At 60.5% G+C, this 23,915-nt stretch carries 21 protein-coding genes and 1 pseudogene; 9 read left to right on the forward strand and 13 right to left on the reverse strand.

The annotated features are described in order from the left end of the window. Nucleotides 1–115: 115 nt before the first annotated feature. The 5 genes and pseudogenes from FH08_RS0116665 to FH08_RS0116685 all read right to left on the reverse strand — a co-directional run. Complete coding sequence (locus FH08_RS0116665) at nt 116–865, reverse strand: YoaK family protein (protein WP_031359410.1); 750 nt, start codon at nt 863–865, stop codon at nt 116–118. Between the two features lie 15 nt (nt 866–880). Next, complete coding sequence (fnr, locus tag FH08_RS0116670) at nt 881–1,669, reverse strand: fumarate/nitrate reduction transcriptional regulator Fnr (RefSeq protein ID WP_031359411.1); 789 nt, start codon at nt 1,667–1,669, stop codon at nt 881–883. An 84-nt stretch (nt 1,670–1,753) separates the two neighbouring features. Beyond that, on the reverse strand, nt 1,754–2,152 hold the full coding sequence (locus FH08_RS0116675; RefSeq protein WP_031359412.1) for a response regulator: 399 nt from the start codon (nt 2,150–2,152) through the stop codon (nt 1,754–1,756). 153 nt (nt 2,153–2,305) lie between these two features. Continuing rightward, nucleotides 2,306–2,953, reverse strand: a complete 648-nt coding sequence (locus tag FH08_RS0116680; RefSeq protein ID WP_031359413.1) for a response regulator transcription factor — start codon at nt 2,951–2,953, stop codon at nt 2,306–2,308. Beyond that, a pseudogene (locus tag FH08_RS0116685) lies at nt 2,950–4,155 on the reverse strand (PAS domain-containing sensor histidine kinase); the annotation flags it as partial. The gene FH08_RS0116680 and the pseudogene FH08_RS0116685, both read right to left, overlap by 4 nt. A gap of 246 nt (nt 4,156–4,401) precedes the next feature. On the opposite strand from FH08_RS0116685, the gene FH08_RS0116690 reads away from it, so the two are divergent. Continuing rightward, nucleotides 4,402–4,878: a universal stress protein gene (locus FH08_RS0116690; RefSeq protein WP_031359415.1), complete on the forward strand. Its 477-nt coding sequence runs from the start codon at nt 4,402–4,404 to the stop codon at nt 4,876–4,878. A gap of 65 nt (nt 4,879–4,943) precedes the next feature. Here the strand turns inward: FH08_RS0116690 and FH08_RS0116695 are convergent, their stop codons facing one another. Both FH08_RS0116695 and FH08_RS0116700 read right to left on the reverse strand, forming a co-directional pair. Next, entirely contained in the window at nt 4,944–5,459 is a 516-nt protein-coding gene (locus FH08_RS0116695; RefSeq protein WP_063771205.1) for a universal stress protein, read from the reverse strand. Nucleotides 5,460–5,498: 39 nt separating this feature from the next. Further along, on the reverse strand, nt 5,499–6,338 hold the full coding sequence (locus FH08_RS0116700) for a universal stress protein (protein WP_031359417.1): 840 nt from the start codon (nt 6,336–6,338) through the stop codon (nt 5,499–5,501). Between the two features lie 332 nt (nt 6,339–6,670). Here FH08_RS0116700 and FH08_RS0116705 point away from each other — a divergent pair, with 332 nt between their 5' ends. Beyond that, nucleotides 6,671–7,708, forward strand: coding sequence for a zinc-dependent alcohol dehydrogenase family protein (locus tag FH08_RS0116705; protein ID WP_031359418.1), 1,038 nt, complete (start codon nt 6,671–6,673; stop codon nt 7,706–7,708). A gap of 78 nt (nt 7,709–7,786) precedes the next feature. On the opposite strand, the gene FH08_RS51905 is transcribed toward FH08_RS0116705, so the two are convergent. Further along, nucleotides 7,787–8,056: a hypothetical protein gene (locus tag FH08_RS51905; protein WP_152602854.1), complete on the reverse strand. Its 270-nt coding sequence runs from the start codon at nt 8,054–8,056 to the stop codon at nt 7,787–7,789. A gap of 21 nt (nt 8,057–8,077) precedes the next feature. After that, complete coding sequence (locus FH08_RS0116715; protein WP_081889496.1) at nt 8,078–9,223, reverse strand: PAS domain-containing sensor histidine kinase; 1,146 nt, start codon at nt 9,221–9,223, stop codon at nt 8,078–8,080. Nucleotides 9,224–9,542: 319 nt separating this feature from the next. On the opposite strand from FH08_RS0116715, the gene FH08_RS0116720 reads away from it, so the two are divergent. The 5 genes from FH08_RS0116720 (at nt 9,543) to FH08_RS54390 (ending at nt 15,348) form a co-directional block, all read left to right on the forward strand. After that, the gene (locus FH08_RS0116720; RefSeq protein ID WP_031359421.1) at nt 9,543–10,157 is read left to right on the forward strand and encodes an OmpW family outer membrane protein; all 615 of its coding nucleotides are present in this window, start codon (nt 9,543–9,545) and stop codon (nt 10,155–10,157) included. Nucleotides 10,158–10,286: 129 nt separating this feature from the next. After that, entirely contained in the window at nt 10,287–10,964 is a 678-nt protein-coding gene (locus FH08_RS0116725; protein WP_031359422.1) for a CBS domain-containing protein, read from the forward strand. A 740-nt stretch (nt 10,965–11,704) separates the two neighbouring features. Continuing rightward, complete coding sequence (locus FH08_RS0116730) at nt 11,705–13,090, forward strand: glutamate decarboxylase (protein WP_031359423.1); 1,386 nt, start codon at nt 11,705–11,707, stop codon at nt 13,088–13,090. A gap of 54 nt (nt 13,091–13,144) precedes the next feature. Next, a complete protein-coding gene (locus FH08_RS0116735) occupies nt 13,145–14,626 on the forward strand; it encodes an amino acid permease (RefSeq protein WP_051888320.1) in 1,482 nt (493 codons plus the stop codon). Between the two features lie 266 nt (nt 14,627–14,892). Beyond that, the gene (locus FH08_RS54390; RefSeq protein ID WP_031359425.1) at nt 14,893–15,348 is read left to right on the forward strand and encodes a DUF2934 domain-containing protein; all 456 of its coding nucleotides are present in this window, start codon (nt 14,893–14,895) and stop codon (nt 15,346–15,348) included. Between the two features lie 87 nt (nt 15,349–15,435). On the opposite strand, the gene FH08_RS0116745 is transcribed toward FH08_RS54390, so the two are convergent. Next, nucleotides 15,436–16,359 (reverse strand): NADP-dependent oxidoreductase, encoded by a 924-nt coding sequence (locus FH08_RS0116745; RefSeq protein WP_031359426.1) that lies wholly within the window; start codon nt 16,357–16,359, stop codon nt 15,436–15,438. Next, nucleotides 16,356–17,423, reverse strand: coding sequence for an alkene reductase (locus FH08_RS0116750; protein ID WP_031359427.1), 1,068 nt, complete (start codon nt 17,421–17,423; stop codon nt 16,356–16,358). The genes FH08_RS0116745 and FH08_RS0116750 overlap by 4 nt, the downstream gene beginning before the upstream one ends. Before the next feature lie 103 nt (nt 17,424–17,526). Between FH08_RS0116750 and FH08_RS0116755 the strand changes: the two genes are divergently transcribed. Beyond that, nucleotides 17,527–18,417 carry a LysR family transcriptional regulator gene (locus tag FH08_RS0116755; RefSeq protein WP_031359428.1) on the forward strand — a complete coding sequence of 297 codons (891 nt, stop codon included), beginning with the start codon at nt 17,527–17,529 and terminating at the stop codon, nt 18,415–18,417. A 198-nt stretch (nt 18,418–18,615) separates the two neighbouring features. Next, complete coding sequence (locus FH08_RS0116760) at nt 18,616–20,586, forward strand: APC family permease (RefSeq protein ID WP_031359429.1); 1,971 nt, start codon at nt 18,616–18,618, stop codon at nt 20,584–20,586. Between the two features lie 50 nt (nt 20,587–20,636). Here the strand turns inward: FH08_RS0116760 and FH08_RS50465 are convergent, their stop codons facing one another. Both FH08_RS50465 and kdpB read right to left on the reverse strand, forming a co-directional pair. Beyond that, a complete protein-coding gene (locus FH08_RS50465) occupies nt 20,637–21,653 on the reverse strand; it encodes a potassium-transporting ATPase subunit C (RefSeq protein WP_031359430.1) in 1,017 nt (338 codons plus the stop codon). 43 nt (nt 21,654–21,696) lie between these two features. Further along, nucleotides 21,697–23,856 carry a potassium-transporting ATPase subunit KdpB gene (kdpB, locus tag FH08_RS0116770; RefSeq protein ID WP_031359431.1) on the reverse strand — a complete coding sequence of 720 codons (2,160 nt, stop codon included), beginning with the start codon at nt 23,854–23,856 and terminating at the stop codon, nt 21,697–21,699. Nucleotides 23,857–23,915 lie beyond the last annotated feature (59 nt).

A 23,915-nucleotide genomic window follows, 5' to 3' on the forward strand; every position in this document is an offset into this window, starting at 1 on the left:
CAGAGGGAGTGCACCGGCTGCACCTGATCGAAAAATCGCTGCCGTTATATGACTATGAGATGTCCGGTGGATATCTCATTGATACAGGTCAACGAGGCAGGTCAGTGCCGTGGTTTCACCTACGCTGCCCGACCAGATCGTCCATCAGCGGCACGACTGCCAGCACGACCAGCATTGCCGAGAGCGGCAGGGTCGATATGAAACCCACGTACTTGAAACCCAGCGCACCCGCAAGGCCGCCAATGAAAAACATGCCGAGCAGTGAAGCCAGCAACCGGAGCCGCGACCGGTCCGCCCGGACAGCGGTAACGCCGGGCCCGGACTCAGACACATTCCAATAAAAGAGCTTGCCGAGTTCAATGCCGATATCCGTGACGATGCCGGTCATATGCGTGGTGCGGATCTCGGCTTTGGATATCTTCGTGATGATCGCGTTCTGCAGGCCCATGACGTAGCAGAGCAACCCTACCGTCGCGGGCACGAACAGGAACCGGTTGTTTTCCAGATTCGAGCCAAGCAGGCCGAACACGAGGAGCAGTACGGCCTCAAGCATCAACGGCAGCGCGTATTCGCTATGTGCCCGCCTGCGCCGGCCCCAGTTGATCATGATCGCGGAGGTGGCAGCGCCGGTCGTGAATGCGGCGAGTGAACTTAATCCTGCGATGACAAGGCCAAGGTCGCCTAAGGAGAGGTTATCGCCGAGTGCCGATACGATCCCCGACATATGCGAGGTGTACTGCCCGACGGCAAGAAAGCCGCCCGCGTTGGCCGCGCCCGCGATAAACGCAAGCCAGCGTCCAAGGCGCCGGTTATTCTGGTCGGTGCGCTGCGGCCGCGCGAAACCTCGCAGGTACTCTATGGGCATGTCCGTTCGCTTCGATCAAACGCCGGCGAGCCTCTCGCTATCGAGAATGTGTACCTGCTTACCGTTCGTATCGATCACCCCTGCATGCTGTAGCTTGGAGAACATCCGGCTGACGGTCTCGAGTTTCAGCCCGAGATAGCTGCCAATCTCTTCCCGCGTCATCCGCAGGTTGAATTCCGCGGAAGAGTAGCCGCGCTTCTTCATCCTCGACGACAAATTGAGCAGGAACGCCGCCACACGCTGCTGCGCGGTCATGGTGCCGAGCATCATCATGAGTCCGGATTCACGCACGATTTCGCCGCTCATCATCCGATGCACATGCTGCTGCATGGCCTTCACATCGTGGCAAAGGTCCTCGAGCAAATCGAACGGGATGACACATACCTTGCTGTCCTCGAGCGCGATTGCATCGCAATTCTGTTCATCGGAGCACACGCCGTCGAGTCCGAGCGGTTCGCCCGCAATATGAAAGCCGGTGACCTGCTCGTGGCCGTCGCGATGCGTGATGACCGTCTTGAAGCAGCCGACGCGCACCGCATAGATGCTTTTGAATTTATCGCCGGCGCGGTATAGCGTCTCGCCGCGTCGTACGATCCGCGTGGAGCACACAATGGCATCGAGCCGGGCCAGCTCCGTCGCGCTCAGGTGAGCCGGCATGCAGATGGAATGCAACGAACAGTCGGAGCAATTCGTGCCCGCGACGGGGCCCGGCGGTGGCGGGCTCGTGCTGGCGGAACGCGTCATGTACACGAGAGGATTCACCGTTGTTGAAGCGGCGGGCGCATAAGCGGTAGCTGAGGTCATGCCTGTCTCCAGAAGAGTCGGACGATCACTGAATGGATTTACTGACGAGCTGTGCGCATCGGGCGTGGATCGACTTAAACGCGGTCATGCCGGCTCGCACGGTGTTGGCTCAGGGCGGGGCGCGTTGGCCATCTGCTGAATCGCGTCGCGAGCCAGTTCGTATTCGCAGGTCTTGTCGAAGAAATAGCGGGCGCCGGCGCGCTGGCACGCGGCACGAAACGCCGGTCCGGAATGATCGGTCAACACCATGGTCGGCACCGGCGGCGTGGCACGCGCCAGCGACTCGACGATCCCCATGCCGTTGCCACCCGCCAGATGCGGGTCGACGATCACGAGATCCGCGCGGGTCATGCGGATGCACCCCAGCGCCGTGTCCGCTTCTTCCGACTCTCCCACGATCACCACGCCGGCCAGCGCGCCGATCAGCGCGGAGAGGCGGCGGCGCACCGGGCTCGAGTCATCAACAAGGAAGATCTTCAGCATGGCGCGCAACCGTTTGAGTTCATGCCTCGAAGTATGGTCGGGGCTATCTCAAAATAAAATCGGCAAGCGGCCAGACATGATGTAGGGGTTTGGGAGGGGCTGTAGGGGTTGGACTACACGCTTGGTGCTTGCCGCTTGTGTATGGGCGCGCTATCAGGCGTCGCAGTCGTCGTCGAAGAGCTTGTGGCGCATGGCGTAGCGGACCAGTGCGGTGTCGTGCGGCATCTGCATTTTTTCGAGAATGCGGGTTTTGTACGTGCTGACAGTCTTGGCGCTCACCGACAGCGCCTGGGCGATCTGCGTGATCGTTTCACCCGCTGCAATCCGCCGGAAGACTTCGAATTCGCGGTCGGAAAGCCGACGGTGCGGCAGGTCGTCGGCCGGTTCGTTCAGGCTTTGTGCGAGCCGCTCGGCCATGGCGAGGCTCACGTACACACCGCCTGCAGCGACCTTGCTCACTGCCGTGACCAGTTCAGCGCTTGCACTTTCCTTGGTCAAATAACCCGATGCCCCCGCCTTGAACGCACGCACCGCGTATTGCTGTTCGGCATGCATCGTCAGGACCAGGATGCGCAGCGCCGGTTTCTCGTCCTTGATCTGCTTGAGCAGTTCGACGCCGTTCCTGCCGGGCATCGACAGGTCGAGAACCAGCACGTCCGCCGGGGTGGCACGGATCATTGCCATGGTGGTGGCGCCGTCGCTGGCTTCGCCAGCGACTTCCAGGCCGTTCGCGCTGAGCAGGATATGGCGTAGCCCGTCACGCACGAGGGCGTGGTCATCGGCGATCAATACTCGAGTCATTGCAGCGGTTCTTCCTCGGTGTTGTCCGGATTGTCGGAGAAAGCGTCGTCTAGTTGCAAGGTCGAGAGCGGGAATGTCACGGTCACTGCGAACCCTTGTCCAATGCCGGATTCGATCGAAACCGACCCGTCCAGCCCGTGCGCCCGCTCGCGAATGCCGATAAGACCAAACGACTTGCGCCCGGTATCGGCACGCTCATGGGCGCCTATGCCGTCGTCAGCAATGCGCAGGATGCAGCGATCACCCTCTAGATATAACGCCAGATCGACACGGGTAGCTTGCGCATGGCGCGCCACGTTGGTCAGCGCTTCCTGCACGATCCGGAACACGGCGGTCGCGCCGTCGCGGCTGAAAATGGTGTGCCTCGCGTCGATCCGCCGCTCGACGTCAATACCGTACCGGTTCGTAAAGTCGATCGCCAGCCAGTCGATGGCCGGGACCAGTCCCAGGTCATCGAGCATCACCGGGCGGAGGTCGGCGGCGATCCGGCGCATCGAGGCGACGGTTGCATCGATCAGGCGCTGCATGCCGCGCAATTGCGTGCGTGCCTCGGCGTTCGTTGCGGCGCTCAGTTCGAGCGACGATATATCCATTTTCAGCGCGGTCAATTGCTGGCCCAGGTCGTCATGCAGCTCCCTTGCAATACGAGACTTTTCTTCCTCGCGGATATTCAGCAAATTCGCGGAGAGCTCCCGCAGTTCCTCATGCGAGCGCTGCAGCGAGCGTTCGGCGGCGACTTGCGCGCTGATGTCGCGCAGCATTACCGTGTACAGCTTGCCGTTTTCATCGCCGAACTGAGAGATCGATGCTTCGAACGGGAACTCACCGCCGGTCGCGCGCAGGCCATACAGTATGCGCCGCCCGCCCATTTGCCGGTCGGACACGCCCGTCACGCCGAACTGGCGCACATGGGCTTCGTGACCAGCGCGAAAGCGCTCGGGCACGAAACGGGAGAGCGGGGTACCGAGCGCGTCGGCTGCCGGGCAGTCGAACAGACGTTCCGCCATCGGATTGAACATGACGATGCGCTGGTTTTCGTCGATGGTAATGATCGCTTCCATCGACGACCGGATGATGCCGAGCAGCCGCGCTTCGTCAAGCCGTGTGGGAGCCGGTGGCGTGGGCTTAGCGGCCTTCGTGCCGTGGCGCCTGAGCGTCATGAAAGCGGCGCTCGCGGTGAGCAGGAGGGCGCCGGCCATGCCAAGCAAGCCGGTTACGTGAGCCTGTCGACCGGTGCCTTGATGCGATGCCGTGTTACGCCGGGGCGCGGGCATGGAGTCTCCGGATAAGTGTGGAAATTTGTGTTGCCGAGCTTGTGCGGATCATACCGCGCCGCTCCGGACGTGATTTGTGCGGCGTACCCCCGGCCGCGTGAATTGATGTGGATCAAGTGACCGGCAGGCCTGCACGCGGACACTGAAGCACGAAGGACATCCGTGGAGCGGGTCATGTACAAACGAATTCTGGTAGCACTCGACGACAGCGTCAGCGCGCGCCTTGCGCTTGAAGAGGCGCTCAAGCTGGCGCACGCGGCCGATGCGATGTTGATGGTGGCGTGCGTTGTCTCGCACGACATTTGCGATCCCGTAGGCGGGGTTGTCGGAGAAGAGGCGGGTGATGCCGGCGCGCACCGGCAACTCGATCATGCGCGCGACTTGTGCGAGCGCAGCGGAGTGCGCTGCGGGGTGCGCTGTATTACTCAGATCATCGATGCACACGGCGCAAGCATCCCGGGCGCGCTCATGCAGGCAGCCCAGGCATTCGATGCGGATCTCATCGTGATGGGCGCGCATGGGCCGCGTGGCGTGCGCCGGCATTTGATCGGCAGCGTCGCGGAAACGGTTTTGCGTTCGAGTCATGTTCCGGTCCTCACCGTTCGTGACGATCAGCGCGACGATAAACACGATGAGGCATTCGCGCTCTAGCGCATTCCCTAACGGCCCGACCGGCGGCGCTCAGGCGTCGGGACGGATCGGGACCGTCCCGCTGCTTATATAGACGCGCCCGCAACGTCCGGCGTGCTCACCGTGCTCACTTTGCGTGGTTCCTTTTTTTCCGCGGAATGCAGCGGCACCAGCAGCACCGGCCGGGTCGAAATCCGCAAGAAACGCTCGGCCACGCTGCCCAGCACGAGCCTTCGCCAGCCGCGCCGCCCGTGCGTGCCCATGACCACGAGATCGGCGCTGAAATCTTTCGCGGCGGCTGTGATCCTTTGGGCGATATCGTCACCCAGGGGATCGACTTCAACGACCAGCGTCGAGCCTTTGACACCCGCGCGCAGCATCTTGGCGGCAGCGTCGGCCAGCACTAGCGCACCCTCTTTGACAAAGGCTTCGCGTACGAGCGACGGGTCACAGGCCGGCCCCGAATACATCAATTGCGGCACGTCCACCACATAAACCGGCTTGAGTTCCGCGTTGTGTTCGTGAGCGAGTTCCAGGGCGGCGTCGAGGGCGTGCGCAGATGTTTCGCTGCCGTCGATAGGAACGAGAATGCGGGTGTACATGAAGAATCTCCTTGGTCCAAAAGCAACATCAAAGCAACATCAATGCGACATCAATACGGGTATGGGCATGGACTCCAGCATGGTGCGCGTCGCACCGCCCATCACGAGTTCCTGCCAGCGCGAGTGACCGTACGCGCCCATGACGACGAGGTCCGCACCCAGATCCGATGCGCGTGAAATCAGCATGTCGCCCATTGGGACGTCGTTGACACCATCGAGCGCCGCCACTTCGGCCTTGACATCGTGCCGTGCCAGCAGGAGCGCGATATCGGCGCCAGGAATGCGGTTGGCGCCCGGCTCGTCTTTCAGTTCGTTTAGCCTGACGACGGTGACCCTTTCGGCGCGCTGCAGCAGCGGCATGGCGTCTTGAACAGCGCGGGCTGATTCGCGGCTGCCGTTCCACGCGACCATGATGTTCGCGCCGATCGTCGGAAACACCCCGGTGTAGGGAATGAACAGCACGGGGCGGCCCGAGGTCATGACGAGCGTTTCAGGGAAGTAATCGGCGATAAATCCTTCCGGATCATCCGGATCGTCCTGCCCCGCCACGACCAGATCCGCGTAACGGGCATAGCGAGGAATCGCTTGACCCTGGGAGTCAGGGTAGTCGACCCACTGGCCCCTCACCCCCGCGCGCAGCAATTCCGCGTGAAAGATCCGTTCGAGTGCGCCGTGGCGTTCCTGACGGGCTTTGCGGTGCTCTTCGTAGTAGTCCGCCGTTCCGGCCATGACATAGAAAGAACGCGGATCCGGACTGAACGCTGAGAACACGCCGGTCAGGTGCGCGTCGAATTGCCTGGCGAGACGCAACGCATATTCGAGGCGTGAATGGGCGCGCGCGCTCATGTCGAGTTGAACGACGATGCTTTTGTAGCTCATCGCAGGTGCTCCGTTAGTGGGTCGTTGGCGGCAGTGACGCAGTGAGCGGATGGCGTTGCTCCCCAATCGGTCCTGGAATCGGGGTCCAGATCGCCCGGCGCTTACAAAAAGTCTATGAGTTCGCGCTGTTTTTCCGTTGATGCAGATCAAGGAGCCGCATCCCGGTGCGTCTTCTCTTCAATGGCGTGCAGCCCTGTGATGGTCACTACGGAAACCTCCGCATCCATGTTCTTATCGGTTGATGCAGGTCAACCGTGTCCGCGTTCGCGAGCCTAAAATTTTGTCGTGGAAGCCCCGTTTCCAGGCATGTCCAGGCAAAAAGGAGATTGACGATGAAGGCACTCGTGTATCACGGACCCGGCATTAAATCCCTCGACGAACGACCGATGCCGAAGCTCCTTTCGGCGACGGACGCAATCGTCAAGGTCACGCGCACGACCATTTGCGGCACCGACCTGCACATACTGAAAGGTGACGTGCCGACTTGTGAACCGGGCCGCATCCTGGGACATGAAGGCGTGGGTGTCATCGAGGCGGTTGGCGCCGCGGTTTCGACGTTCAAACCAGGTGATCACGTCCTTATTTCCTGCATTACGTCGTGCGGCAAGTGTGACTATTGCCGCCGCGGCATGTACTCCCATTGCACGACGGGTGGCTGGATTCTTGGCAACAAGATCGACGGCACGCAAGCCGAATATGTGCGTATCCCGCATGCGGAAACAAGCTTGTATCCGATTCCCGCTGGTGCCGATGAGGACGCGCTCGTCATGCTCTCCGACATCCTTCCGACCGGTTTCGAGTGCGGCGTGCTGAACGGAAAAGTGCAGCCGGGCAGCACGGTTGCCATTGTCGGTTCGGGTCCTATTGGCCTTGCCGCGTTGCTCACGGCGCAGTTCTACGCACCGGCGCAGATCATCATGATCGACCGCGATGCGAACCGGCTGGAAGTGGCGCGAGCCTTCGGCGCGACCGCGTGCGTGAATAATGCAAGTGGCGACCCGGTGCCTGAAATCATGAAACTGACCGGGGGCATTGGCGTGGATTGCGCAATCGAAGCGGTGGGTGTGCCGGCCAGTTTCGAGCTATGCGAATTGATCATTGCGCCTGGCGGCACCATCGCTAATGTGGGCGTACATGGCGTGAAGGTCGATCTGCACATGGAATGCCTGTGGGACCGCAACATTACGATTACGACGCGGCTGGTGGATACCGTCAGCACACCCATGCTGCTCAAGACCGTCGGTTCCGGGCGTCTGGAAGCGGGCAAGCTCATCACTCACCACTTTGCGTTGAACGACGTTTTGAAGGCGTACGAGACCTTCTCCCAGGCCGCCGATACGCATGCGCTCAAGGTGATTATCGAAGCGTAAGGAAGCTGAAGGCGTTCCGCCGATGCGGGCCAGGATGCGGCGCTGTTAATGTTTGGCCGCGCTGACAAGGAGAGTCCGTCAGGTCGTTGAGTAATCGTCGAATAAGGAAGAAATGACATGGCACTCACGGGTCAAGTGACCGGGGACGACTGGACCGTTTGCACCCATAGCATCCCGGTCGACGGCGGCTTTTGCTGTGAAGTACATGTTGCCCATGGCGGCGCGGCCGGTGAATTCAAGCATCAGTTCCGGCACTCGAAAATCTTTGCCACCGAGTGTGATTCGGTACTCGACGGCTTGCGCGAGGGCGCGGTGTGGATCGGCCTGAAGCGTGCGGAAACGATTCATCTATAGTGCGACCCGCAATGGCTAGTTGTCGTCCTGGTTCGCCTTGACAGCGTCGATGGGAAAACAGATGTCGATTCGAAATCCGTCGCCCGGTGCGCTGTCGAATGTTATCCGGCCATGTAACTGGCGAACTCTTTCCTGCATGCTGAGTAATCCAAAGTTCTCCTTGCCCCGATTGCGGTCGAGCGTTGTCCCTTTGCCGTTATCCTCAACGTGCATCCGCAATTCATCTTGCTCGACACGCATCTGAACGCGCACCCGCGTGGCTTCAGCGTGACGTGTAACGTTGGTCAGGGCTTCCTGCGCGATGCGAAAAATGGCGGTTGCAGCCGTCGGCGATAACGCCAGTTGATCCGCCGCGTTCTGGACGCTGACGGCGAGCCCGTAGCGATTGCGAAATTCTGCAGCAAGCCATTCGAGTGCAGCCCCCAGGCCCAGGTCGTCGAGCATGGGCGGACGCAGACCACCCGCAATGCGCCGGGCCGAGGCGATGATCGAATCAATTTGCACTTGCAACGCAATCGTCTGCGCAATGGTATGGCGGGCGGTTTTGCCGTCTTCCGTCGCGGCCTGATCCAGCAAGGCGACATCCATCTTGAGTGCGACCAGTTGCTGGCCGAGGTCGTCGTGAAGCTCGCGCGCGATCCGAGTTCTTTCTTCCTCGCGCGCGCTCTGCACGTGCGAGGACAACGCGCTCGCATGCTGAAGCTCGACCAGCCGCAGACGATCCGTCATGTCCCGCGTCACTTTGGCAAAGCCGCGAAGCGAGCCGTCGGGCGCGCGGATCGCGGTGATGGTTGCATTTGCCCAAAAGTGCGAACCATCCTTGCGCACACGCCAGCCTTCGTCTTCAATTCGGCCCTCCGATGCGGCAAGCAACAGTTCCGTGCGCGGCTTCCCGCTCGCAACATCGTCGGGTGTATAGAAAACCGAAAAATGTTGCCCGATGATTTCGCCGGCCGTGTAGCCCTTGATGCTTTGCGCCCCGCGGTTCCAGCTCACGACACGCCCGTCCGGATCCAGCATGAAGATGGCGTAGTCCTGTACTGCGTCGATAAGCGCCCCGAAATGGGGGTCGCTCAGGGTAAGAGGAAATGCGCTGCTGGCGAGCTCGTCGCTTGGCTGCGAGCTGCTGGGCAGAGGTGAGGAAGGTCGGTCGCTTGGCACGTGGTTCTCCGGCTCGAATTGCTCGGGTTGCTCAAGTCGTTCGTATCCTCCGGGCTGCCGCGCGCGAAGCGTGGAGTGGGCGGAGAGCGTGTTTGCCTGGGTCGATTGTATACGGTGAGGTACGCGCCAGTCAGACAGCACGGAATGAGCCCGGCATAAGGCTATTGATGTGGACGGTGCAGTTCACGCGGAAAGCGCAATACGTCGCACCCTTGTGATGCCGGTTTGCTGATCCAAATCATGGCGCAGTATTGTCTGCATTCGGAAAATCCCGATACGGCAAAACGCATTCGCGACCGGAAAAAACAGGGAAAAATCCGTGGGAAAACATTCACTATTTGCGGCGGCGCTGTTGGGCGCGGCTTTATCGGCGGTATGCCTGCCGGCACAGGCTGATCAGGGCGACATTCTTGCTCGCGTCAGGGCAATCAGCATCCAGCCCAGTGTCTCTGCGGGCGGCACACTGGGAAGCATTGGGACGGGGGTGAACAACAGCATCGTTCCCGAGCTCGATTTTGTTTATATGGTGCGCCCGAGCATTGGCATCGAGTTGATCCTTGCCACGTCGCGTCATCAGGTAACGTCTAACTCCGGGGCGCTTGGCGGAGTGAACGTCCTGCCGCCCACACTCTTGCTTCAGTACTATTTCAACGCGGCCGGCAAGGTTCGCCCCTACGTTGGCGCGGGCGTGAACTACACGCTGTTCTATAACAACGGGCTGCACGCCGGAGATACGCCCGTATCGATCAAGAACTCGAGCTTCGGCCCCGCGTTGCAAGCGGGCGTCGATGTGCAGGTCGCCCGCAACCTGTTCGTCAACTTCGACATCAAGAAAATCTGGATGCGCACCAGCGCGTCGGTGGACGGCGCATCGCTTGGGTCGCTCAAGATCGATCCGCTGGTAGTCGGCCTTGGCGTAGGCATGCGTTTCTGATGGCGGCAGGCTTGACCTGAGTCAAGTCCGCGGCGAAATCCTTAACTAGCATTCTTAATATAGGCGAGTTCTGATAAGGGCAGTTGGACCCTTGTCAGGCGCTCGCCCAATCACATTGAGGAGAAGAATATGCGAGCCGTCGATGTCATGACCAGGAAGGTGATTACCGTGGGGCCCGGCACGACTGTGCGCGAGGCCGCGCGCCTGTTTGCTGACAATCACATCAGCGGTGCACCGGTAGTCGACGATGAGGGCCGCTTGCTTGGCATGCTCACCGAGGGTGACCTCATCCACAGAGCCGAGATCGGCACGCAAGCCCGGCGACGTTCATGGTGGCTTGAATTTTTTGCGTCGACGGAGAATCTTGCCGCAACGTATATCAAGGAGAACGCGCGCCTGGTCAAGGATGTCATGACACCCAAGGTGATTACCGTCAAGGAGACCACGCCGGTGAGTGAAATAGCCGATCTTCTGGAGCGGCATAGGATCAAGCGGGTTCCGGTGTTGTACGACGGAGAACTGATGGGAATTGTCAGCCGGGCGAATCTGGTGAAGGCATTGGCAAGCGTTCCAGACGACGCGGGCGTGACCACGCCGAACCCTGACCAGACGTTGCGCGACGCGGTCATCCGGGAGCTTGGCGCTCACCATTGGGCCGTGGCGGCGGAGAACGTGATTGTGAATGACGGCGCGGTTCATCTATGGGGTGTCGTTACGTCGTCCGAGCAAGCGCGTGCCATGTGCGTCGCAGCGGAGAATGTGCCCGGCGTCAAGCGCGTGGAAGATCATACCGAAGTCCTATGGTGATTCCCGCGATGTAATCGTTGATCGAGCCGGGCATCGTGACCTGGTTCGACAGATGTCATGGCAAATGCGTGGCCAAACGAGGAAGTGTGTGGCGTGTGGCGCCTGCCCAAGGCCACACTCCGTAAACAGCACTCGGCTGCGTTTTCGGTATGTTTAATCACTCAGTCGGGCAGCCTCGCCCCAGTGAGCTACCGAACATTTCTTGTCATCTTGTCGGCTTGCATTCCGCCCTGGCAAGCTCTGACGGCCAAAGTAACTTCACACCTAAGCTGTGGCTGCACCAGCGACCGCTCTGGCACCGAATCATCTGCGTGTCATTCTCCGGATGTGCTTGAACGGCAGGTGACGGAAATACATCGTTCCGAGACATCGTAGTTCGCCTAAGGCGTGTCCGCCAGGACCGCTATGAAAATCTCCCTCGCTACAAAACTGATGCGCAAGCGTCTTCGAAAGGCGCATGTAACCGATAACCAAAGCCGCTTGAGGGATTAAAGACCTGCTCGCCATGCGCATGACACAGGTCAACGACCGTTCGGATCAGCGGGATATAACGGTATTAAGCCGCGCGAAACGGTTGCTGCCTGAACCGCAAGCCTGATCTTTGAACGGCTCTTAAAACAGCCGCAAGACTCCCCGTCTTTACGTGGTTGCAATCAACCGCAGGGCTTCGCGACGAAGCCACTTGGCTTTAAGCGCCGCACGCCTGGCATCTCCGCTCAATCTTTCCATCGGAATGGTCAATGACATTTCTTAAGCCCGCGCTCAGCAGCGCCGAAGCGAATAATGACGAGTATTCGACCACTATCTCTGGCGCGTCATTGCCGAAATATCGCATTCCGAAAATGCCCTCGGAGCCTCATGCGGTGTTTGACCTGGTTCGCGACGAACTTTTCATGGATGGCAATTCGCGTCAGAACGTAGCCACTTTCTGCACGACCTATGCAGACGATGAAGTCCGTCGCTTAATGGATCTGTCGATCGATAAGAACATGATCGACAAGGACGAGTATCCGCAGACCGCCGAGATTGAAAAACGCTGCGTCCATATGCTTGCGGACCTGTGGCATGCGCCGCGTTCGTGGGAGACAACAGGATGCTCGACAACCGGTTCAAGCGAAGCCTGCATGCTGGGTGGGCTCGCTCTCAAATGGCAATGGAAGAAGCGCCGCCTGGCTGAAGGCAAATCGATCGACAAGCCCAATATTGTGTGTGGACCGGTGCAAGTGTGCTGGGACAAGTTCGCCCGTTATTTCGATGTCGAGCTTCGCCAGGTCCCTCTTAGCGGCGATTCGCTTGGCTTGCAACCGGAGCAGCTTGCCGCCTATTGCGATGAAAACACCATCGGTGTGGTCGCCACCCTCGGCATTACCTTCACGTGCGTTTATGAACCCGTCGAGGCCCTCGCTGGCGCTCTGGATGCTTTGCAACGGGATGTTGGCCTGGACATTCCGATCCACGTCGATGCCGCCAGCGGGGGATTTGTCGCGCCTTTCATCCAGCCCGATCTGGAATGGGACTTCAGCATAGAACGGGTGAAGTCCATTAACAGCTCGGGCCATAAATATGGTCTGGCGCCGCTCGGAGTAGGTTGGGTGGTATGGCGCAGCGTGAAGGACCTGCCTGACGACCTGATCTTCATGGTCGACTATCTTGGCGGCAACATGCCCACGTTCGCGCTCAATTTTTCGCGGCCGGCGGGACAGATCATCGCGCAGTATTACTTGTTGCTCCGGCTAGGTCATGAAGGGTACAGGCGCATCCAGCAGGAATGTGCGGACACGGCGCAATTCCTGGCAGACGGCCTCGCCAAGCTCAGCGCGATAGAAATGGTGTACGACGGCCGCGGTGCGCTGCCTGCGGTTTGCTACAAGCTACGCCACCCCGATACCGCCGGCTTTTCGCTTTTCGATCTGTCGGATCGAGTTCGCATGCGGGGCTGGCAAATCGCCTCTTACAAGCTTCCCGCTGACCGTGAGGAAACGATCGTCCAGCGCATCCTGATTCGCCGCGGTATCACGCGAGACATGGCGGTACTGCTGCTGAACGACATCAAGACCGCAATAGCACATCTGCTGGAAAACCCAATGCCTAATTCGAAGGCGGGACCGGGCTTTCACCATGACTGACATTGATGGCTTAGTTGACGACTTAGTTGATGAATTTACGACCAAGGGTCTGATATGACTGCGACAGCAAAGAAAGGCACTTACCTGAGTGCTACTTCCATCGGCCTGATGACAGCGGCCGCCGTGGTGACCAGCTTGCGCGGCTTGCCGCTGCTCGCGAAGGAAGAGATGACGATGTTCGTCTATCTCGCGTTCACCGTGATCTTCTACCTGATCCCGGCGTCACTGATCTCCGCCGAACTGGGCGGTGCTTTCGCCGACCGGCGCGGCGGAATCTATACATGGGTGGGAGAGGCCTTCGGCAATCGATGGGGCTTCCTCGCGATCTGGCTGCAATGGATTCAAAACGTGGTCTGGTATCCGGTTGCACTGACGTTCGGTGCCGCGGCCATCGCTTATACGATCGGCCGTCCGGAGCTGGCGACCAATGGCGTCTATGTCGGCGTGTTTTGCATCGTTGCGTATTGGCTCGCTACCTGGGTGGTGCTCCAGGGTGTGGAGGTCTTCGCGCGGATCGCCAACTGGACATTTATTATCGGCACGATCGTTCCGGGGTTCGTATTGCTCGCGTTGCTGGCGTACTGGATCTATACGGGGCACGCACTCGGCTGGCAGCATATTAAGGACCCGGCGCTTTCGGAAGCAGGCCATGCGCGTTATTGGCCCGCGATCCATGGCTTTGGCACCATCGCGTTTCTTGCGGGCATTGTGCTTCTGTTCGCTGGTGTCGAGGTCCAGGCCGTGCATGTGATGGACATGCGCAGCCCGAGCCGAGGTTACCCGGCCGCAATCGGTCTGGGCGCGATCATCTCGATCCTGATTTTTGCGCTTGGCGCGCTGCCGATCGCCGGCATTCTTCCGTACGAAAAGATCTCGCTGCAGTCCGGCGTATTCGATACCTTCGCCGCGGTCATCACGGACATCTGGCACATGCAATGGCTGGTGTCCGTCCTGTCGCTGCTGGTGGGCGTGGGCGCCATAAGCGGTGTGCTTGCGTGGCTTGGCAGCCCTTCACGCGGACTGCTTGAAACGGCCCACGAAGGTGAACTGCCTCCAGTGCTGCAGGCCAAAAACAAACAAGGAATGCCCACGCATATCCTGCTGGTGCAAGGCGTGATTGTTACCCTGATGTCTTGCTTCTACTTCGTCATCAAGGACGTATCGGTGGCGTTCTTCCTGATCTCGGCAATGACTATTGCACTGTATTTGATCGCTTACATGCTTATGTATGCAGCAGCAATAAAACTCCGCTATTCGGCCCCCAATCTCAAGCGTCCGTTCACGGTGCCAGGCGGCATCGTGGGGATGTGGATTTTTGCGGGCGTGGGCCTCGCGGGTGTGGTGTTCAGTTTCGTGGTGTCGTTTTTCCCGCCCGATCAGTTGCCGGTGGGTTCGCCGGCGATGTATATCGGGCTGGTGACGCTGGGTATTGTGGTGTTTGGCGGGGTTCCGCTGATCATCCATCATTTGCGCCGCAGTAACTGGGCTGCGCCGGCAGATGCGCCGGTGTTGGCAGCGGCCGCCGCTGCGAAGTAGGCGGGAAGCTGAACCCGCGTGGCGAACGTGGCACCCTGAGCGGTTCGGGTGGGTTCGCCTGCGGTTTGATGCTGAATTCTGTTCACGTGGATCGATCCTTGCGCAGTCGTCTCCAGGTGAGGCGAGCAAACATCGGTCCCTCGAGGAAGAGGAAGCAGATGTGATTGGCGAGCAGCACAGGGCTTGAGGCTACATGGTGTTTATCTCCAGGTTACCCGGTTCTTTTGAAAGCGATGTTCGGCAAATATCCTTTAGGGAGCACTGCGATGGCGGAGCGCTTGATTGATGTGTTGGACGGCAGTGGAACGGTCATTCATACCTACCCGGTCACGCTTGGGCAGGACGCTGACACCGCCGATGATGTTCTATACGAAGCGAAGGCGCTGGAGGCAGCCGCCCACGGGCGTTTGGTGTCCGATGCCGAGCTGCCAAGCCTGAGCGCAAGGGTCCACGTGGGTCGGGGTGGTCAACTGGCGTCTTATGGCGACGATCTGGACAGTCGTTCGGAAACGAAACGAGGCCTGGAGCAGGATATCCGCGAGCGTGCCTACCTTTTGTGGGAACAGGATGGTTGCCCGGAGGGACGAGCCGACGACTATTGGCAACGCGCATCCGACCAGCACCTGCGCGAGCGCGCGTATGTGCTCTGGCAACAAGAAGGTCGTCCGGAAGGACGTGCCGATGAAAACTGGTATCGGCTAAGGGAATTCGAGGCTCAATGACTTGGGGCTTCGTGCCCATGGTCGGGTCATGATCACCCGAAGCGTTCACGATGACTTCGCTGCGATTCCCCGCAGCGAAGTCATTATTTATTGGAACACGATCACCGCTTTCCCCGGTCCATGTCCCGTCTTGTTGCGCTCGATCGCAGCGGTAGCGTCGCTCAATGCGGCGACTTCCGATACTTCCACCTTCACCGCGCCCTGATCGACCATGCCCACAATCTCTGCGAGTTGTGCCGCATCGGGTCGCATCTGAAACCAGATGCCATGCTTGCCCGCTGGTGTATGCGCTGCAATATCCGGTGCGGCCGTGCTCACGATTTTTCCCGTATCGGTTATCACTTGCCACGAATTGGCCAGCGCTGAGCCACCCACCAGATCAAGCACCAGATCGATGTCCTTGGTCCGCTCCCAGAACGGAGAAGTGCGATAGTCGATGACCTCATCCGCACCGAGGCCGCGCAGATAACCCGCGTTGATGCCCTGAGCCGTCGCTATCACACGTGCTCCGGCGCGCCGCGCGAACTGGACGGCGAAACTCCCAACACCGCCGGCCGCGCCATGAATCAACACGGTCTGGCCGCGTTTCAACTCTCCCGCATCGAACAACGCCTGCCATGCGGTCAGCGCGCCAACCGGGATGGCCGCGGCACGTTCGTCGGTCAAACTGGCAGGTATCCTAACCAACGCGTTCGATGCGATCGCCACAAAGTCGGCATAGGCGCCAAGTCCACTCATAGGACCCATGACCCGATCGCCGATGGCGAACCCGTTCACTTCTTGACCGACTTCAATCACCTCACCGGCGAACTCAACGCCGAGCGTGGCGGGGAGGGGCAACGGGAAATCGTTTTGCAACCAGCCGTCGCGGATCTTCCAATCGAGACCGTTGATTCCCGCGGCCCGAACTTGAACAACTACCTGGCCTGAAGCGGCGGTCGGCATCGCGATGCTGTCAATCTTCAGGGCGTCAGGACCGCCGTAGACATGGATACGAAGCGCGCGGTTCATTGAGCTGTCTCCAGTGCGGGATAGTCGATATACCCGTTCGCTCCGGGCGAATAGAACGTGTTGCGCTCAGGCGCATTGAACGGTGCATCGACGAGCAAGCGCTGCGGCAGATCCGGATTGGCGAGATACAGGCTGCCGAACACGGTTGCATCGGCGTTGTCCTGCTCGATCAGCGATTGCGCGCTCTCGCTGGTCAGCCCGCCGCCCACCAGATAGGCGCCATTGAACAACGGGCGCAGGAGCGTGCGGTAATCAAATTTGCTCTGGGTCTTCGCCACGTGCAGATACGCCAGCTTGAGAACAGCGAGCTTCTCCACGAGATATCGATAGGTATCCTGCGGTGTTGCATCGGTTACATCGTTGAAGCCCATTTCAGGCGCGATCTTGATACCGACGCGGTCGCTGCCCGCTTCCTGAGACATTGCGCCCAGTACTTCCAGGATGAAGCGCGCGCGATTCGCGACCGAGCCGCCGTAAAGATCGGTCCGCTGATTCGTCCCCGATGACAAAAACTGCTCGGGCAGATACCCCGAGGCCGCATGCAATTCAACGCCGTCGAAGCCGGCCGCCATCGCGTTGTGTGTGGCAAGCCGATACTCCTGGACGATATCCGCTATCTCGTCGGTCTCAAGGGCGCGCGGTTGCACAAACTCCTGCGGTCCCGTTGCGGTGAATACCGTACCGGCGGGTTTGACGGCCGAAGGCGCAACCGGCGTTGCGTCGCTCGGCAAGAGGCTCGGATGAGAGATGCGACCGGTATGCATGAGCTGCAGGAAGATGAGGCCGCCCTTGGCGTGCACTGCATCGGTGACATGCTTCCATGCCTCGATCTGCGCGTCGGAATGAATGCCCGGCGTGCGCACGTAGCCTTTGCCCATCGGTGCGGGATAGGTGCCTTCCGTGATGATCAGGCCGGCGCCGGCGCGCTGGCTGTAGTAGTCCACCGTCATGGGCGAGGGCACGCCCGTGGTGTCGTGAGCGCGTGAGCGGGTCATCGGCGCCATGACGAGGCGATTGCGAAGCGTATAGCGGCCAATCCGGGTAGTGCTGAAGAGCGGGTTCATGTCGATTCCTTGGTTGAGGAGGTGTGGAGACATATTGCATTGATCCACCCAAGGGATAAATAGCTATAATTGAAAACAGTGATCCACCAGTGGAACAATCATCGTGGAACTGTTGAGTTACATGCGTGTGTTCGTGGAAGTGGCGCGGACCAAAAGCTTCAGGGGCGCGGCCGAAGCGCTCGATATGCCCAATTCAACGCTGTCGCGGCATATATCGGAGCTGGAAAAGACAATTGGCCTACAACTGCTGCATCGCTCGACTCGCAAGGTCGAACTCACCGCCGCGGGCGAGGTGTATTTCAAGCGCTGCCAGAGCATTGTTGAAGAAGCGCGCATCGCACACGAATCCCTGCTCGATGTGGTGGAACGGCCCAGCGGCACGCTGCGGGTATCGATGCCGGCCGATCTCGCGACCGGTTATCTCGCGCCGATCCTGAGAGAGTTTGCCAAGACTTATCCGCTGATCAGTTTCGAGTTCGACCTGACGCCGCGCCCCGTGGACTTGCAGAGCGATCCGTTCGATCTCGCCATTCGCATCGGCGCGCCGCCGACGACTCCGTCAACGCTTGTCGCCCGGCAGATTGCGGTGTTGACACGGTATCTCTATGCATCGCCCGACTATCTCAAGGCGGCTGCGCCGCTCACTCATCCCGACGACCTGACCCGACACGTGTTGTGCATCGGGGAAGGGGCGACCAGCCCCGGGGAGACTCGGAGAACGTTTTATCGCGGGGAAGAGGTGGTCAACGTGATGATTGCGTCGCGCTTCAGGATGAACAGCGTTGGCCTGAGCCGCGCGCTGGCAATGTTGGGTGTGGGTATCGCCGTGCTCGATACGGAGCTTGCGCGCGAGGATGTGGCGTCGGGCCGCCTGCGGCGTGTACTGCCGGATTGGTGTCTAAAGTCGGTTCAGGTGCACGCGATTACCGACACGCGACTCTTGCCGGCAAGGACTCGCTTGTTCATCGATTTCATCAAGGCCCGGATGAGTTAGCGGGAGCATTGGCACGTCAGATCTTCTGTCCGCGTAGCAGCGGCCGGCGTACCATATGGACCGGCCCCACATCTTTCTCGTTGAGCACATGAGCCAGCGTGTGCGCTCGCTCAGACAGTAAGAAAAGAGAAAGGAAACCGGGCCTCAACGTTCTCATCCGCAATGGTATTGCCGCTTCTCGATCAACCGGGAGACGCCATGACTGCCGTTCAAAAGATCTGGGGTGTGCTGGTCGGCAAGCCGCTCGATCCTCTCGATCCACGCACGCGCCATGCCATTGCTGTCACGCCTCTACTCGCGTGGGTCGGCCTGGGTGCCGACGGCCTGTCCTCCTCCTGCTACGGTCCCGAAGAAGCATTCCTGGCGCTGGGTCAGCACACGTCGCTTGCGCTGATCCTTGCCTTGGCGACCGCAGCGACCGTCTTCATCATCGCGCTCGGCTACAACCAGGTCATCGAGCTGTTTCCCACTGGCGGAGGCGGCTATCGCGTGGCGACTGCGTTACTCGGGTCAAGCCCGGGGCTTGTCTCGGGGGCAGCGCTGCTGGTCGACTATGTGCTGACAATCGCGACATCGCTCGCGAGCGGTGTTGATGCGTTTTTCAGTTTATTGCCGGTCAGCGCGCAGGCATTCAAGCTCGCAACCGAGCTCACGCTGATCGTGCTGATGACCGGCCTGAATTTCCGCGGCATGAAGGAATCGATCCTTGTGCTGTTGCCGATCTTCCTCGGTTTTGTCGTGCTCCATCTCGGGCTGATCATCTATGGCGTAGCGGTTCACGGCGATCATCTGGCGGCTGTCGTGCCGGGCGCCGTGGCGGAAGCGCACACCATGTCGCATACGCTCGGGCCGCTGGTGGTCGTGGCGCTGCTGATGCGTGCGTTCTCGCTGGGCGGCGGGACTTACACGGGGCTGGAAGCCGTATCGAATAATGTCAACATGCTGGCCGAGCCGCGCGTACCGAACGGCAAGGTGACCATGTTCTACATGGCGACGTCGCTGGCGTTCACGGCGGGCGGCATCATCCTGCTCTACATGTTGTGGCATGCCCAGCCGGTCGAAGGCCAGACGCTTAACGCCGTGGTGTTCGGCAGCGTGATCGAGCATCTGGGACTTGGCTCAGCGTTCGCGCGTCATGCATTGCTCGCGGCCGTGCTGGCGCTCGAAGCGGGGTTGTTGCTGGTCGGTGCGCAAACGGGCTTTCTGGATGGCCCGGCGGTGTTGTCGAACATGGCCTCGGATTCATGGGTGCCGCGCCATTTCCGTGACCTGTCCACGCGCCTCGTCCGGCAGAACGGCATCGTGGTCATGGGCATAGCAAGCCTTGTGATCCTGATGTGGACAAGAGGCAACGTGGACATCCTCGTCGTGCTGTACAGCATCAACGTGTTCCTGACGTTCAGCCTGTCGCTGCTCGGTTTGTGCACGTACTGGTGGCGTCATCGTCACGACGGCAAGGGTTGGGTAAGGCCGTTCGCGCTGTCGGCGCTGGGCCTCGCGGTGACGAGTACCGTGCTCGTGATCACGCTGATCGAGAAATTTACGGCCGGCGGCTGGCTGACGGTGCTGGTGACCAGTGCGGTGATCGCCGCGTGTTTCCTGATCAAGCGCCATTACAGCGACACGCGTTCGCAACTCGCTCGCGAAGATTCACTTTTCACGGACTTGCCTGCCATCGCCAGTGAGCCCGACGTACCCAAGCCGGACCCGTCCCAACCTACTGCGATCCTGCTGGTCGGCAAGCATCGCGGGGCCAGCATGCACGCGCTTTTGTGGGTCAACCGTCTGTTCCCAGGCCACTTCAAGAACTTCATCTTCCTTGCCGTGGGCGAAGTCGATGCGCAAAGTTACGAAGGCACTGAGCACCTGGAGCGCCTGCAGAAAACGATCCAGTCATCGCTAGAGTATTACGTTTCGTATTGCCGGAGGCATGGCATTCCGGCCGAATACCGGACTGCCTTCGGCACACATCCGATAGGCGAATTCATGAAGCTCACCGAGGCTACGCTGGACGAATTTCCGAACAGCGTGTGTTTTGCCAGCAAGCTGATCTTCAAGCGTGTCAATTTCCTGACAGCGTGGTTGCACAACCAGACGCCATTGGAAATCCAGACGCGCCTGCATCAACAGGGCAAGCAAATGGTGCTGTTGCCGATGAACGTGGGGTGACAATCCATGAGCCGTAACGGCATACGCGGGCCATTAAGCCCGCGTTACCCCTACGCCGGAGCGCCATACAGTCTGCGCAATTCCAGATTCACCTTGAGCACATTGATCAGCGGCTCTCCTACCAGACCGCCAAACGGCGCGCTCGCTTGCTGGCTCAATAGTGCGGCGATATCGGCGCGGACCGCGGCCGGAGCGCGCTTCGTATCCTTCGCCCACGCCTGCGCCACGCGATCGAGCTGGTAAGTCGCATTCGCCAGCGTGATGTCCGGGTCAAGTCCTGATCCCGATGTTGTGACGAAGTCGCCCGGCACGTCCTGCAGCGCCACGTTCGGATGATCCTGCCGCCACATGTCGAAGAAGATGGACTGGACATCGGCGCCGTCCTTCACCGGTTCGATTCCGCTCACGCTCTTGCCGTCACTGCCGGTGTGCGTCACGCTCGAAGGGAACTGTCCGGGGCGTTCGGCCGAAAACGTTTCGAAGAACACCACGGCCAGATCCGCCGCCTTCGGGTTCGGCGTGGCGGGGTTCGCGGCCACCCAATGCTTCACCACATTCGGATGTTGCTTCACCCAGTCATCGATGTATTTTGCATGCGACGGATCGGCGCTCACCCAAGCCTGCGCAAGTCCGTTATGAGCGTCGGCCCATTGCGCAACGAGATGCGGCTGTCCGCCCGCATGGTCGGCCTGGAACCAGCGCTCCACATCTGGCGCGACGAGTTGCCCGGCCTGCGGCCCCGAGGCATAGCGTGCAATCGGCCCCAGCATGCGCGCCACGCGGTCGCGCAGCAGATAGTTCGTCGCACTGAGCGTTGACGAGCCGGATGCCGACGCGTCATATGACACCGCCGACGGGCGCGACTGGAAATATTCGTCTTTCGTGAACGGCTGCGCGATCAGCAGCGAACCGACCGGCTTGCCGTCCGGGCCATCGACAATACTGCCGTTCGCCTGGAACGGAAACGCAGTCTGGCCGACGACCCACAACACCGCCGGATAAATACCGCACACAAGCACGGTAACGAATCCCAGCAGCCAGATACTCTTCGACAGATAGCGCAGCATGATTTCCTCCTTGCGCGACCGTATGCAAACCTCATGTGGCCTTTCAAGCGACCAGATGTAGCCCGACCATGACCAGGTCGATCAGCTTGATCCCCGCGAAAGGCACGATCACGCCGCCCAGTCCCCACACCAGCAGATTGCGGCGCAACAGCGCGTCGGCGCCCAGCGCGCGGTATTTGACACCCTTGAGCGCAATCGGAATCAGCAGCGGAATGATCAGCGCGTTGAAGATCACCGCCGACAGGATGGCCGAGGTCGGCGAATGCAGGTGCATCACATCCATCGCGCCCAGCCACGGCAGCGTGCCGGCGAACAGCGCCGGGACAATCGCGAAGTATTTCGCCACGTCGTTTGCGATCGAGAATGTGGTCAGTGCGCCGCGCGTCATCAACAGTTGCTTGCCAATCTCAATGACCTCGATGAGCTTCGTCGGATCGCTGTCCAAGTCGACCATGTTGCCGGCTTCCTTCGCGGCCTGCGTGCCGGAATTCATCGCGAGGCCGACGTCTGCCTGGGCGAGTGCGGGCGCGTCGTTGGTGCCGTCGCCCATCATCGCGACGAGCTTGCCTTCAGCCTGTTCGCGGCGCAGATAGTCGAGTTTCGCTTCCGGCGTTGCTTCGGCGATGTACTCGTTGACCCCGGAGAGCCGCGCAAGCGTAGCGGCCGTCAGCGCATTGTCTCCGGTGATCATCACCGTATGAAGGCCCATCTTGCGCAAATGCTGGATGCGTTCGCGGATGCCCGGCTTCAGGATGTCTTCCAGGATCACGACGCCTGCGATCTCGTTCCCGTTTGCGACAACGAGCGGTGTGGCGCCTTGGTCGCCGGCGTGCCGCAGCAGTGGGTCGAGCCCGAACGGCACCTCGCCGCCGAGTTGCCGCACGTAGGCGATCACCGCATCGGGCGCGCCTTTGCGGATCGTCCGTCCGTCGGGCATATCGACTCCGCTCATGCGGCTTTGCGCGCTGAACGCAATCACCTTCGCGTCGCGCGGCACGGCGTTCCCCGACGCGGCAGGCGCAAGCGCCGACACCACCGACACAATGCTCTTGCCCTCGGGCGTCTGGTCCCCGAACGAGGCGAGCGCCGCGAGACGTTTGAGCTCGCCTTCGTCATAGGCGCCAAGCGGCATGAAGCCGGTCGCCCGGCGGTTGCCGATCGTGATGGTGCCGGTCTTGTCCAGCACGACGGTGTCGATGTCGCCCGCGACTTCAACCGCCTTGCCGCTCTTGGCGATAATGTTCGCCCGCAACGCCCGGTCCATGCCCGCAATACCAATGGCGGCGAGCAACGCGCCGATGGTCGTCGGGATCAGACAGACGAGCAGCGCGACGAGCGTGGGCACGTCGGTGCCGAGGCTGTGCAGCGGCTCGGACAGGCTGAGATAGCTCGTCATGTACTGCTCGGCGTTGAACGCCATGGCCCACAGCGGCACGACGACAATCAGGAAGATCAGCGTGAACGCCGACAGGACAAGCGTGAGCGCGATTTCGTTCGGCGTGCGTTGCCGCACCGCGCCCTCCACGAGTGCGATCATCCGGTCTAGAAAGGTCTCGCCTGCTTCCGCCGACACCCGCACGATGATCTCGTCGGACAGCACGGTCGTGCCCCCTGTTACGCCCGACCGGTCACCGCCGGCGTCGCGGATCACGGGGGCGGATTCACCCGTGATCGCGGACTCGTCGACTGCTGCTGCACCTTCAATGATCTCGCCATCACTCGGGATGGTTTCGCCCGCGCGCACGATGACCCGGTCGCCGCGCAGTAGTTTGATAGACGACACCGTTTCGCGCGAGCCGTCTTCACGCAAGCGGTAGGCGACCGTATCGCGCCTCGCCCGGCGCAGCGAATCCGCCTGCGCCTTGCCGCGTTCCTCGGCGATAGCCGTAGCGAAGTTTGCGAACAAGACAGTCAGGAACAACCACACGTCGAGCGCAATGAAATACGTCAGCGGCGCCTGGCTGTGGGCAGCGCCGAAGGCCATCTGCACGATGAACACAAGCGTCAGCACTGCACCGATTTCGACGACGAACATCACCGGGTTTTTCCACTGGATATCCGGACGCAATGCGATCAGCGACTGTCGCAGCGCTGCACGGACCAGCGCTGATGCGAACAACCCGCCCGCGGGCGATTTGCGCGGCGGACGGGGACCGCCAGATATCGACGGCACCGGTGCGTGCGCGACCTTTGCGGTTTCCATGATGACGACTCCTCGATCGACTAAAGACTGCTTGATCCCAACGCGAACTACCCGCGAAC

This window comes from Caballeronia sordidicola (assembly GCF_000729995.1).
Lineage (GTDB): Bacteria > Pseudomonadota > Gammaproteobacteria > Burkholderiales > Burkholderiaceae > Caballeronia > Caballeronia sordidicola_A.

Coding starts and splice junctions, on each gene's coding strand:
- FH08_RS51905 (WP_152602854.1), bottom strand. CDS start 8,056: ATGAATCGTTTCCGCACGCTTCAGGCCGATCCACACCGCGCCCTCGCG.
- FH08_RS0116725 (WP_031359422.1), top strand. CDS start 10,287: ATGCGAGCCGTCGATGTCATGACCAGGAAGGTGATTACCGTGGGGCCC.
- FH08_RS0116690 (WP_031359415.1), top strand. CDS start 4,402: ATGTACAAACGAATTCTGGTAGCACTCGACGACAGCGTCAGCGCGCGC.
- FH08_RS0116680 (WP_031359413.1), bottom strand. CDS start 2,953: ATGACTCGAGTATTGATCGCCGATGACCACGCCCTCGTGCGTGACGGG.
- FH08_RS0116735 (WP_051888320.1), top strand. CDS start 13,145: ATGACTGCGACAGCAAAGAAAGGCACTTACCTGAGTGCTACTTCCATC.
- FH08_RS0116760 (WP_031359429.1), top strand. CDS start 18,616: ATGACTGCCGTTCAAAAGATCTGGGGTGTGCTGGTCGGCAAGCCGCTC.
- FH08_RS0116730 (WP_031359423.1), top strand. CDS start 11,705: ATGACATTTCTTAAGCCCGCGCTCAGCAGCGCCGAAGCGAATAATGAC.
- FH08_RS0116700 (WP_031359417.1), bottom strand. CDS start 6,338: ATGAGCTACAAAAGCATCGTCGTTCAACTCGACATGAGCGCGCGCGCC.
- FH08_RS0116705 (WP_031359418.1), top strand. CDS start 6,671: ATGAAGGCACTCGTGTATCACGGACCCGGCATTAAATCCCTCGACGAA.
- FH08_RS0116665 (WP_031359410.1), bottom strand. CDS start 865: ATGCCCATAGAGTACCTGCGAGGTTTCGCGCGGCCGCAGCGCACCGAC.
- FH08_RS0116750 (WP_031359427.1), bottom strand. CDS start 17,423: ATGAACCCGCTCTTCAGCACTACCCGGATTGGCCGCTATACGCTTCGC.
- kdpB (WP_031359431.1), bottom strand. CDS start 23,856: ATGGAAACCGCAAAGGTCGCGCACGCACCGGTGCCGTCGATATCTGGC.
- FH08_RS54390 (WP_031359425.1), top strand. CDS start 14,893: ATGGCGGAGCGCTTGATTGATGTGTTGGACGGCAGTGGAACGGTCATT.
- FH08_RS0116745 (WP_031359426.1), bottom strand. CDS start 16,359: ATGAACCGCGCGCTTCGTATCCATGTCTACGGCGGTCCTGACGCCCTG.
- FH08_RS0116695 (WP_063771205.1), bottom strand. CDS start 5,459: ATGTACACCCGCATTCTCGTTCCTATCGACGGCAGCGAAACATCTGCG.
- fnr (WP_031359411.1), bottom strand. CDS start 1,669: ATGACCTCAGCTACCGCTTATGCGCCCGCCGCTTCAACAACGGTGAAT.
- FH08_RS50465 (WP_031359430.1), bottom strand. CDS start 21,653: ATGCTGCGCTATCTGTCGAAGAGTATCTGGCTGCTGGGATTCGTTACC.
- FH08_RS0116675 (WP_031359412.1), bottom strand. CDS start 2,152: ATGCTGAAGATCTTCCTTGTTGATGACTCGAGCCCGGTGCGCCGCCGC.